This window comes from Lewinella sp. IMCC34191, from assembly GCF_003390935.1.
In the GTDB taxonomy this organism is placed as follows: Bacteria; Bacteroidota; Bacteroidia; order Chitinophagales; family Saprospiraceae; genus Neolewinella.
This window is the reverse complement of sequence record NZ_QNQZ01000042.1, coordinates 1-255: the sequence shown is the minus strand read 5'-3', so window position 1 is coordinate 255 and position 255 is coordinate 1. Positions and strand designations below refer to the sequence as shown.

The 255-nt window shown below is 61.2% G+C and carries 1 pseudogene; it reads left to right on the top strand.

Annotation, left to right across the window (positions count from 1 at the left end):
- Nucleotides 1-200 (top strand): annotated as a pseudogene (locus tag DRW39_RS22755) (hypothetical protein); the annotation flags it as partial.
- Nucleotides 201-255 lie beyond the last annotated feature (55 nt).

The window sequence follows — 255 nt, the reverse complement described above, 5'->3', positions numbered from 1 at the left end:
CCGGGCTGATCAAAAGGTGGCTGCCCACCCTGTTTTTAGAGGGCGTGCGCCGGTGGCGCGCCCGGACTAAGGTCTTATTGGACGAACTGGTTTCCCACCTCGAACCCTATAGGCCCCGCCTGAGCCGTGTGCGCATCAGACGGATCTTGCGGAGTCAGGACCGACACGTTTACGAACCAAACTATCGCTCAGCTATGTAAGGATTGGCCAAGGCAGCAGGTCACGTGCACGAGCCGTCTCACGGCCGGACGGGGG